This window comes from Hyphomonas sp. (assembly GCF_041689225.1).
Classification (GTDB): Bacteria; Pseudomonadota; Alphaproteobacteria; order Caulobacterales; family Hyphomonadaceae; genus Hyphomonas.
This window is the reverse complement of record NZ_JBDNGN010000147.1, coordinates 1-9,065: the sequence shown is the minus strand read 5'-3', so window position 1 is coordinate 9,065 and position 9,065 is coordinate 1. Positions and strand designations below refer to the sequence as shown.

The 9,065-nt window shown below is 62.3% G+C and carries 14 protein-coding genes; 4 read left to right on the top strand and 10 right to left on the bottom strand.

All coding sequences use genetic code 11. The annotated features are described in order from the left end of the window. On the bottom strand, nt 1-392 hold a 392-nt coding region (locus ACESNB_RS14585), incomplete at its 3' end, for a UvrD-helicase domain-containing protein (protein WP_373008567.1). Between the two features lie 56 nt (nt 393-448). On the opposite strand from ACESNB_RS14585, the gene ACESNB_RS14580 reads away from it, so the two are divergent. Then, the gene (locus ACESNB_RS14580; protein WP_373008565.1) at nt 449-652 is read left to right on the top strand and encodes a DUF4287 domain-containing protein; all 204 of its coding nucleotides are present in this window, start codon (nt 449-451) and stop codon (nt 650-652) included. 10 nt (nt 653-662) lie between these two features. After that, the gene (locus ACESNB_RS14575) at nt 663-992 is read left to right on the top strand and encodes a DUF5655 domain-containing protein (RefSeq protein ID WP_373008563.1); all 330 of its coding nucleotides are present in this window, start codon (nt 663-665) and stop codon (nt 990-992) included. Here the strand turns inward: ACESNB_RS14575 and ACESNB_RS14570 are convergent. Beyond that, the gene (locus ACESNB_RS14570) at nt 989-1,534 is read right to left on the bottom strand and encodes a DUF3833 domain-containing protein (RefSeq protein WP_373008561.1); all 546 of its coding nucleotides are present in this window, start codon (nt 1,532-1,534) and stop codon (nt 989-991) included. The genes ACESNB_RS14575 and ACESNB_RS14570 overlap by 4 nt on opposite strands. 325 nt (nt 1,535-1,859) lie before the next feature. Then, on the bottom strand, nt 1,860-2,966 hold the full coding sequence (locus ACESNB_RS14565) for an NADH:flavin oxidoreductase (RefSeq protein ID WP_373008559.1): 1,107 nt from the start codon (nt 2,964-2,966) through the stop codon (nt 1,860-1,862). 45 nt (nt 2,967-3,011) lie between these two features. Here ACESNB_RS14565 and ACESNB_RS14560 point away from each other — a divergent pair, with 45 nt between their 5' ends. Then, nucleotides 3,012-4,127, top strand: coding sequence for a tetratricopeptide repeat protein (locus tag ACESNB_RS14560; RefSeq protein ID WP_373008557.1), 1,116 nt, complete (start codon nt 3,012-3,014; stop codon nt 4,125-4,127). Nucleotides 4,128-4,130: 3 nt separating this feature from the next. On the opposite strand, the gene ACESNB_RS14555 is transcribed toward ACESNB_RS14560, so the two are convergent. The 7 genes from ACESNB_RS14555 to fumC all read right to left on the bottom strand — a co-directional run bounded on the left by ACESNB_RS14555 (nt 4,131) and on the right by fumC (nt 8,379). Further along, nucleotides 4,131-4,253, bottom strand: a complete 123-nt coding sequence (locus ACESNB_RS14555; RefSeq protein ID WP_373008555.1) for a hypothetical protein — start codon at nt 4,251-4,253, stop codon at nt 4,131-4,133. 73 nt (nt 4,254-4,326) lie between these two features. Next, nucleotides 4,327-4,521, bottom strand: a complete 195-nt coding sequence (locus tag ACESNB_RS14550; RefSeq protein WP_373008553.1) for a DUF4169 family protein — start codon at nt 4,519-4,521, stop codon at nt 4,327-4,329. 14 nt (nt 4,522-4,535) lie between these two features. After that, entirely contained in the window at nt 4,536-5,126 is a 591-nt protein-coding gene (locus ACESNB_RS14545; protein WP_373008551.1) for a GNAT family N-acetyltransferase, read from the bottom strand. Further along, nucleotides 5,123-5,419, bottom strand: a complete 297-nt coding sequence (locus ACESNB_RS14540; protein ID WP_373008549.1) for an aspartate decarboxylase — start codon at nt 5,417-5,419, stop codon at nt 5,123-5,125. Before ACESNB_RS14540 ends, ACESNB_RS14545 begins: the two co-directional genes overlap by 4 nt. Before the next feature lie 136 nt (nt 5,420-5,555). Beyond that, nucleotides 5,556-6,359 (bottom strand): SDR family oxidoreductase, encoded by an 804-nt coding sequence (locus ACESNB_RS14535; RefSeq protein WP_373008571.1) that lies wholly within the window; start codon nt 6,357-6,359, stop codon nt 5,556-5,558. A 76-nt stretch (nt 6,360-6,435) separates the two neighbouring features. Continuing rightward, nucleotides 6,436-6,873 carry a nuclear transport factor 2 family protein gene (locus tag ACESNB_RS14530; protein WP_373008569.1) on the bottom strand — a complete coding sequence of 146 codons (438 nt, stop codon included), beginning with the start codon at nt 6,871-6,873 and terminating at the stop codon, nt 6,436-6,438. 111 nt (nt 6,874-6,984) lie between these two features. Next, the gene (fumC, locus tag ACESNB_RS14525; RefSeq protein WP_373008547.1) at nt 6,985-8,379 is read right to left on the bottom strand and encodes a class II fumarate hydratase; all 1,395 of its coding nucleotides are present in this window, start codon (nt 8,377-8,379) and stop codon (nt 6,985-6,987) included. A gap of 52 nt (nt 8,380-8,431) precedes the next feature. On the opposite strand from fumC, the gene ACESNB_RS14520 reads away from it, so the two are divergent. Beyond that, a complete protein-coding gene (locus tag ACESNB_RS14520) occupies nt 8,432-8,971 on the top strand; it encodes a hypothetical protein (protein ID WP_373008545.1) in 540 nt (179 codons plus the stop codon). Nucleotides 8,972-9,065 lie beyond the last annotated feature (94 nt).

The following is a 9,065-nucleotide window of genomic DNA, read 5'->3' as shown; positions in this document are numbered from 1 at the left end:
CCGACCAGTTCGGCATGCTGGCGCAGGATCTGCGCGCTGATCGCGTGGAACGTGCCGAGCCAGCGCAAGCCCTCGCCATCCGGGCCGATCAGCTTCAGCGCACGTTCGCGCATTTCGCGGGCGGCCTTGTTGGTGAAGGTGACGGTCAGCGTCTGGCTGGGCCAGGCTTTCTTGGTGCCGATGATATGGGCGAGGCGCGTGGTCAGCACACGCGTCTTACCGGTGCCGGCACCGGCCAGAACGAGCAATGGCCCGTCAGTGTGCAGCACGGCCTCGCGTTGTTCGGGGTTCAGGCCCGCAAGGTAAGCAGCTTCGCCCGCCGCTGCTGGCGGACGCGCGGCAGCCATCTGGCTGATCGAAAGGCGATTCGGATCGGAACTCATGGAGAACATATAGCAGGGATTGGCACTTGTGTTAGTCTGCGCCGGCACTTTGGAGGGAGGAACGCATGGCGATGACGGCAGAAGAAATGATGGCCAGCATGAAGGCGGGCCTCAAGGCAAAGACGGGCAAGCCGCTGGAAGACTGGGTCAAAATCGTCAAGGCGAGCGGCATCGAGAAGCATGGCGAGCAGGTGACAATGCTCAAGACGGACCATGGGCTGGGGGGCCAATTTCATCTGCCAGGCGGCAAAAGGCCGGCTGGACGCTGATCCCGCAGACATGCTGGAGGCACAGTACAGGGGCAAGGAAGCGCTGCGGCCCGTTCACGACGCGCTGGTAAAATATGCCGCATCGCTCGGCAAGGACATGGAAATCAGCACCAAGAAGACCAGTGTCGCACTTCGCCGGTCCAAGAACTTCGCCGTGATCGTTCCGGCGACCAAAACGCGGATTGATCGAGGCATCAACCTGAAGGGCGAACCGGGCACAGGGCGCCTGCTGGACGAAAAGCCGGGATCCATGTGTACGCACAAGGTGCGGCTGGAAACCGTCGCGGATGTCGATGCCGAAGTGAAAGCGTGGCTGAAGGACGCCTATGAACGCGCCTAGCGCGCTGCCGGCTTGTTGAACGCAATCGTGACCTGGCCGATTTCAATGCCATAGCGTGTGACATAGGCCCGGTTGATCAGGACATTATCCTCCATCAGGTACATCCAGTCGTCAAAGACGACATTCCATGTCGAGCCGCCGACCTTGAGATCGACCTTGTATTTCCAGTTGAACGCGTTGCCCGATACCTGCCCTTCGGCCAGGCCCGGAACGTCGCCGGCCGTGCCGCGATAGGCACCGTCGCCCAACACGTCGATCTCCCAGACGCGCGTATCGCGCTCGCCGTCATCATACTTGAACTTTTCCGTCAGGGTCAGCCGGTCGCCATCGAGTGTCCCGGTAATGTCGACCTTGAACTGGCGACGCACCTTGCCGAAGCGATCTTCGAACACGCCATAGGCAGCTGTTTCTCCCAGAAAATAATCTTCAAGCACGAGCTGTCGGGGACTGTCGGCAAACTGGCTCACTTGCTGGCTGACACAGCCTGTCGTCACCGACGAGGCCACCAGCAGGATGGGCGCAAGGGCTTTTGAAATGAGCATACCGAACCTTTCAGGCTGCAGGAGCGTGTTTCCTGCCACCCTCTACGCAGGTGCGTCGGCATCGGATGAAAATACCCTGCCGGGACGCGCGGGAGGTCAGCAACGCGTCCAGGCAGGGCGAGTGAGGCGCGGGTGTGTCGCACCTCATAAGGGAGGATCCAGCAACAAGGCCGGACATGCGGTTGCAGCCGATCGAGGCTGAGCGGGAAAGATCAAACGGGGTCTATTCCGTCCCACCCCAGCGCAGAAATCAGGCCACGTCCGCGCACCGTCTGGTGACGCGGACACTGGCATTTTCCCCCGCACGTTAAAGACGTTCCTCGCTCTAGTAGAGGGTGGCGAGGGACTTTGCATCATAGTTCGTGAGCTCGGAGATGCGGCCTTCGCGGACCTTCTTGGCCCAGTCAGGATCCTGCAGCAGGGCCCGGCCGACAGCGACGAGATCGAATTCGCCCTTGTCGAGACGCGCTTCGAGATCGTCTAGCTTGCGAACGGTTGCGCCTTCGCCGCGGAACGCCTTCTCGAAATCGCCGGTGAGGCCAACCGAGCCGACCGTGATCGACGGGAGACCCGTCAGCTTTTTCGCCCAGCCGGCCGTGTTGAGTCCGTTTTCGCCGTCGACATCCGGGAATTCGGCTTCCCAGTAGCGACGCTGCGAGGCGTGGAGCACGTCGATGCCAGCATCGACGAAGACCTTGAGGAAGGCTTCGAATTCCGCTGGGGTCTGCGCCAGACGCGCCGTGTAATCCTGTTGCTTCCATTGCGAGAAACGCAGGATGATCGCGATATCCGGGCCGACCTGTTTGCGGGTTTCCTTGATGATGTCACCGGCGAACGTGGCGCGTTCAGGCAGCGAACCGCCAAAGCGGTCGTCGCGCTTGTTCATCACGTCCCAGAAGAATTCGTCGATCAGGTAGCCATGCGCGCCATGAATCTCGATGGCGTCAAATCCGAGCCGCACAGCTTCACCGGCGGCATTGGCATAAGCCATGACCATGTCGTCGACTTCGGCGCTTGTCGGCGCGTCGAAGACCTGTTTGCCGGAATGGGTGATGCCCGACGGGCTGTCGGTCGGGGCGTCCGGTTCCGGGCCGGTGCCGGGCTTGCGCATCATGCCCTGGTGCCAGAGCTGCGGCGCGATCAAGCCGTTCACTGCGTGGACTTTCTCGACGACGCGCTTCCAGCCCGCCAGGGCTTCCAGTTTGTAGAAGTTCGGCACGTTCGGGTCATTCGAGGATCCGCCCCGCTTCACGGTCGTGCCCTCGGTGACGATCAGGCCGACATCGGCGGCCGCCCGGCGCGCATAATAATCGGCGACGTCCTCACCCGGAACACCGCCCGGCGACTTGCTGCGCGTCATCGGCGCCATCACGATACGGTTGGGCAGGTTGAGGGATTTGATCTTGAGTGGCTTGAAAAGCGGGCTGGTCATGCGGGCGGGCTCCATTGAAATCAGGCACCCAAGTGGCGTCGGTGCATGCCCGCGTCAACCATTGACCTTGCGGCGGCGCCGGGGCTCTGGTTCATAAGGGGTTCAGCGCGTTTCACCAGAGTGAAGAGCGACCAGATCGAAAACGGGGACAATTCCATGCGATATTTCTTTTTCCTGACCGCGACGGCCCTGCTCGCAGCCTGCCAGACGCCGGGCTATGACTATGAGGCCCGTATAGCGCCGAATTTCCCTCAGGCCGCCGAATACCGCGCGCCCGATATCGGCCGCTTTCGCGGCCCCGCGAGCGATGTCGCCGAAGGCGATCTGGCGGCGATGATCGCCGAAATCCGTCTCGACGGCAGGCCCTGGTTCATTGTTTCACAGGGGCAACCCGACAGCGTTTATGAGGGCCGCGTGGATATCGATGCCTGGGATGAGGAGGTCCGGTATGAGCGCGAACGCCGGTGCGTCAAACATGACGGCGTGTTCGACTGCAAGCGTCATGCCCTTGTGGAAACCGAATGCACGACCGAGTCAGTCGCTGTCACGGTGACCACGACCCTGATCGACCTGGCCAGCAATCGCAACGTGTTCACGGCAGCCCAACCGGGCGGATCGGCGCGGGAAACCTGTATCGACATTGCCGAATATCCCGATGATGGCCGCTCTGAAGGCGTCTACCGTGATCCGCGCCAGTCGAACTATAATCCCTACAATGCCCCGATCGGCATGGTGCAGGACGCGGTGGTCGAGGCCGTGCGGCGTTTCCGCTATGACATCGCACCCTACAACAAGACCGTGCGCGCCGAGATCATGACCGAGGGCCTGATCCCCGAAGAGCAGAATGACACGCGCTTCGCGCTGGCGGTCGACGCCACGAAGGGCGGCAATTTCACGGGGGCGTGCGCGCAATGGGATGAGTTGGGACGCGCCTATCCGCGCGCGCCTGCGGTGCTGCACAATCTGGGGGCCTGCGCCGAGGCGCGCGGCGACATGGAGACGGCGCAGCTGCGCTATGCCCGGGCGGCTGACCTGGCCAGCGGCATTCCCCTACTGAAAGACAAGAAAGCCCGGCCGATCTTCGACGCGCTGCAGCGTGTCTCAGGCCGTCGCTATGACGAGATGTTGCTGGATGGCAGCCTGCCGAAATCCGGCAGCTGAGGCCTAGCCGCCGAACATTGTGGCGAGCGTGACGCCGGTCTCGCTGGCTTCGGCCGCGATGCCCCAGGCGATGCCGCCCGAAAAGGCGATGGTGCAAACGACGAACTTGATCAGGACATTTTTCATCTGACGGATTCTCCCGGTTTGGAACACTCTGACGAGACAGAGTGCAAGCCGGAGGCCGCGCCGAAAGGTCTGGTTAACCCTGTTTGTCCGGGTCGCTGTCCAGGCGGTGCCCGTCGGTGAGTTTCGCGAGCTTCTCGGCCCGCCTTTCTTCCAGCGTCCGCTCGGCCTTGGTACGGCCGAACTTGGCGCGGTTCTCGGTGGCCGACTGCGCCTTGGCGGTGCGGGCCTTTGCCTTGCGGGCCGTGTTGAGATTGATCGGCGTGGTCATGGCACCAAGACTACTCAACCGAAGGCGGCCAGTCGAGCGTCGAGACGCGCTTTCACGTCCGGCCATTCGCGGTCGAGGATCGAGAAGAAGACCGTATCACGGACAAATCCGTCCTGCAGGACGCGGTGGTTGCGCAGCACGCCTTCCTTTTTCGCACCCAGCTTCAGCACCGCCGCCTGTGACCGCTTGTTGCGCGCGTCGACCTGAAACTGGACCCGCAAGGCCCGTTCGCCGAAGGCATGTGCCAACAGGAGCCGCTTGGCCGCCGGGTTGATTGCTGTACCGGCAGCATGCGGCGCATAGGCCGTCATGCCGATCTCGACGCCGCGATTGACGACGCTCGGATCAAGATAGCTTGTAATGCCGAGATAGTCCGCGCCATCGGCCGAGAGAACCGCAAACGGGATCATCGTGCCTGCGGCTGCACGCTGGGCAATATTATCCAGCCACCTTCTGATCCAGTCACCCGGCCCCCGGTGCGACCAAAGCAGGAACTGCTCCGGCGCGCGCTCCGCCATCTCGCGCAATGGCCCGGCATGCGTGCCCGGGTCGAAGGGCACGAGCCGGACATGGTCATCCGCCAGCGTGACGGGCGCCAGGTTCATTCCTTGTGATTGTCGCGCCATTGTTCCATCGCCAGCGAGATCGCGAAGGTTTCACGGTATTTCGGGCTCGAGGCCGGGCGCGGCGCGCGGGCCGATGTCATGGCCATGATTTCAGCGAGCTTGTTGTGGGCTGCGCCCGACTGGCCGGCGCCGATATAGGCGTGCAATTCGACCAGCGCGGACGATAGCGGGTCATGCGCGCGGATCACGAAATAGGGCTCGTCATCAGCGAGCTTGCCGATAACATCGAACTGGGACGGGTTGTCCTTGGAGCCGATGGGAGGTTTGGACATGGGGGGGTCTCTTTCTGGGCGGAAGTGATTCTTCTTGCGCCAATCTAAACCCACAGACGCGGCGCGCCAGCCCCTGCCGGCAACCCTCCACATATTCCGCGCAGGGGGGCCGGCGATCGCGGGCGGGTCAGAGCGTCTAGCTCGACGAGACGATGCCGCCGTCACACGGAATCGTATGGCCGGTGATGTAGGCGGACGCCTTCGACGACAGGAACATGGCGAGGCCGGCAATATCGCTCGGCGCGCCGACACGGCCAGACGGGTTGCGGCTCGCCACCGACCCCCAATCGACGCCCTCCGTCTCGCCTTTGAAGCCGACGCCGGTCGACAGCATCCATGTCGGGAATGGCCCCGGCGCGATGCCGTTGACGAGGATGTGCTCACCGGCGAGATGCGCGCCCATGAAGCGCGTGAGATGGATCACGGCGGCCTTCGACGTGCCATAGGCAAAGCCGCTCATCGGGGATGTGTGCATGCCGTCAATCGAGGCGATGTTGATGACGCGGGCCGGATCGGACGCGCTGGCGGACTTGCGCAGCAGCGGCATCAGTTTCTGGGTCAGGAAGAACAGGCCCTTGACGTTGACATCCATCACCTTGTCCCAGCCGACTTCAGGGAAGTCTTCCAGGGTTGCGCCCCAAGCCACGCCGGCATTGTTGACCAGCACGTCGATCTTGTCTTCCCGCTTCGCAATCTCGTCAGCGAGATGGTTAATGCCGTCCATGTTGGAAACGTCCGACGGAATGGCATAGATTTCTCCGCCATATTCGGCCTTCAGGCGCTCAACCGTTTCCTCGCAGGCTTTCGCCTTGCGTGACGAAATGATGACCTTCGCGCCGCTGGACAGGAAGCCGGCTGCGATCATTTCGCCAATGCCGCGCGATCCACCGGTGACCACGACCGTCTTGCCGGCGACCGAAAACAAATTGCTGAAATCCATGCTCACGAAATATCTCCTGCTGTTGTCTCGGCGTCCCTAGTGCGGGAGCGGCCTCGCAACAGCAAGAAAAATCCGTCTAGAACACGGTATAGACGGCATCGTTCGGATAACGGGCGCCAATCGGCGTCTTGTTGCCAAATCGTTCGGCCTCGGTGCCCGGCGGCAGGGGCATATTCTCAACCCAATCAAACACCACCACACGGTTCAGGATACGCCACTCGCCGTCGCGCTGAACGCACCAGTCGAGATAACGGCCCTTCATGTCGACCTGCTCCATCTCGCCGCTTTGCGTGGGCTGGCGCTGGAGCGCCGTGAAATAGCTCTCGACGGCGGCGCCATCATCGCGGAATTCGATCAGGATATTGTGAATCTGGTGAATCCCGCGCTCGATATGCGGCAACACTTTCATGGCCCAGTCCACAAACCCGCTCGCGCTGCCCTGATACGGTCCGTGATGGTCCGTACCGTCAGGCCAGTAGGCAGAGCGCAGCATCGCTTCATCGGCGCGGTCGATGCCCCGGCATTAGCGAAACAGGCAATGGCGAATGGCTTTACGCGCCATGAGTTCTTCAACGTGGCGCGCCATGCGCTCGGTATCGGCCATACGTGTATCCTTTTTCCGGAATCACCCCGGCGAAATCATCTTCTCGGGGCGCACGATCGCATCGAAGTCTTCCGCCGGAATGCCGTCCTTGATGGCTTCCTCGCGCAGGGTCGTGCCGTTCTTGTGGGCGGTCTTGGCGATCTTGGCGGCGCGGTCGTAGCCGTATTTTTCCTTGAGCGGCGTGACCAGCATGAGGGAATTGTCGAGGCCGCGCTTGATATTGTCGAGGCGCGGTTCGATGCCGACAACGCAATTGTCAGTAAAGCTGACGGCGGCGTCGGCCAGAAGTCGCGTCGACTGGAGGAAATTGTAGGCCATCATCGGATTGAACACGTTGAGCTCGAAATGGCCTTGCGATCCGGCGAAGCCGATGGCGGCATTGTTGCCGTGGATATGGGCGCAGACCTGGGTCAGCGCCTCGCACTGGGTCGGGTTGACCTTGCCGGGCATGATGGACGAACCGGGCTCATTCTCCGGCAAAGCCAGTTCGCCGAGACCCGAGCGCGGGCCCGAGCCGAGGAAGCGGATATCATTGGCGATCTTGAAACAGCTCATCGCCACCGTGTTGATGGCACCATGCGTGAACACCATCGCGTCGTGCGCGGCGAGCGCCTCGAACTTGTTCGGCGCGGACGTGAAGGCGAGTCCGGTGATGGCGGCGATCTTCCCGGCCACCTTGTCGGCAAAGCCGATTGGTGAGGCAAGGCCTGTGCCGACCGCCGTGCCGCCCTGGGCCAGCTGCATCAGCATGGGCAGCGTCGATTCGATGCGGGCGATGCCGTTTTCGACCTGCTGGGCATAACCGGAGAATTCCTGGCCGAGCGTGACGGGCGTGGCATCCTGCGTGTGCGTTCGGCCGATCTTGATGATGTCGGCCCAGGCCTTCGCCTTGGTGTGGAGCGCGGTGTGAAGGTGCTTCAGTGCCGGCAGCAGGCGGTGCGTCACTTCCTCGGCGGCCGCAATGTGCATCGCCGTCGGGAAACAATCGTTCGACGACTGGCTCATGTTGACATGGTCGTTCGGGTGGACCGGCTTTTTCGAGCCCATCTCGCCGCCTAGCATCTCGATGGCGCGATTCGAGATGACTTCATTGGCGTTCATGTTTGACTGCGTGCCCGAGCCTGTCTGCCAGACGACAAGGGGGAAATGGTCATCCAGCTTGCCAGCGATGACTTCCTCAGCGGCCGCGATGATGGTCTTGCCGAGATCCTTGTCGAGCTTGCCGAGGTCCATATTGGCCTCAGCGGCAGCCTTCTTGACGATGCCGAGCGCGCGAATGATCGGCTCTGGCTGCTTCTCCCAACCGATCTTGAAATTGCCGAGGCTGCGCTCGGCCTGCGCGCCCCAGTAGCGGTCGGCGGCGACCTCAACAGGGCCCATCGTGTCGGATTCAGTGCGGGTGGGGGTCTTGGCCATTGTGTCGGGGCTCCGTAGGAATTCGCTGGATTGTTGCTGGGCGCGGTTTAGCATGCAGGCAGAACTGGGCAAGGTGGCCATCCGCATGGGCGATCGTCTCGAAATTCACCGGAAGCGGTACAGCGAAAGCATCATGCTGTTCCTGCTCGGCCTCGCCATGGCGATCGGGCTTGTCGTACTGGTCCGGGTGCCGGTGAGCGCATTCGGCAGCGGACTGGCGGGCGGGTTGTTCAAGACCCTGCTTGCCATGGCGCTGGTCGGTCTTGCGCTGCTGATCTACTGGCGCGTCCAGCAGGCGCTGTCGGCCGCACCCGAAATCGTCATCGACGGGCGCGGGATCCTGATGCGTATCGCCGGGCGCGAGCAATTGCTGGCATGGGACGATATTGGCGGCCTGCGCATCGACACGGTGCGCGGCGGCCGCTCGCTGCATGTCAGCCCGGCGCCGGACCTTGTCCTCGGCCAGAGTGTCGGGCGCCTCGTCGGATGGATGGAGATCATCCTCACCAAGGGCAGGATCAGCGTCGATTTCCACGAGCTGCTCAATTTCGTAAAGCGCGTTGCCCCGCCCCACCTCGCCGCGCAATTATGACAGCCCCATCCAAAATGGCTGGCAAAGCGGGCGACACCCGATAGCATGCGGTCATGATTGAAAAACTGTCCGACCCGACCGTCCTGTTCGCTCT

Excerpts from the sequence above, each read along its gene's own strand:
- ACESNB_RS14580 (WP_373008565.1), top strand. The coding sequence starts at position 449 with ATGGCGATGACGGCAGAAGAAATGATGGCCAGCATGAAGGCGGGCCTC.
- ACESNB_RS14575 (WP_373008563.1), top strand. The coding sequence starts at position 663 with ATGCTGGAGGCACAGTACAGGGGCAAGGAAGCGCTGCGGCCCGTTCAC.
- ACESNB_RS14570 (WP_373008561.1), bottom strand. The coding sequence starts at position 1,534 with ATGCTCATTTCAAAAGCCCTTGCGCCCATCCTGCTGGTGGCCTCGTCG.
- ACESNB_RS14565 (WP_373008559.1), bottom strand. The coding sequence starts at position 2,966 with ATGACCAGCCCGCTTTTCAAGCCACTCAAGATCAAATCCCTCAACCTG.
- ACESNB_RS14560 (WP_373008557.1), top strand. The coding sequence starts at position 3,012 with ATGCCCGCGTCAACCATTGACCTTGCGGCGGCGCCGGGGCTCTGGTTC.
- ACESNB_RS14555 (WP_373008555.1), bottom strand. The coding sequence starts at position 4,253 with ATGAAAAATGTCCTGATCAAGTTCGTCGTTTGCACCATCGCCTTTTCG.
- ACESNB_RS14550 (WP_373008553.1), bottom strand. The coding sequence starts at position 4,521 with ATGACCACGCCGATCAATCTCAACACGGCCCGCAAGGCAAAGGCCCGC.
- ACESNB_RS14545 (WP_373008551.1), bottom strand. The coding sequence starts at position 5,126 with ATGAACCTGGCGCCCGTCACGCTGGCGGATGACCATGTCCGGCTCGTG.
- ACESNB_RS14540 (WP_373008549.1), bottom strand. The coding sequence starts at position 5,419 with ATGTCCAAACCTCCCATCGGCTCCAAGGACAACCCGTCCCAGTTCGAT.
- ACESNB_RS14535 (WP_373008571.1), bottom strand. The coding sequence starts at position 6,359 with ATGGATTTCAGCAATTTGTTTTCGGTCGCCGGCAAGACGGTCGTGGTC.
- fumC (WP_373008547.1), bottom strand. The coding sequence starts at position 8,379 with ATGGCCAAGACCCCCACCCGCACTGAATCCGACACGATGGGCCCTGTT.
- ACESNB_RS14520 (WP_373008545.1), top strand. The coding sequence starts at position 8,432 with ATGCAGGCAGAACTGGGCAAGGTGGCCATCCGCATGGGCGATCGTCTC.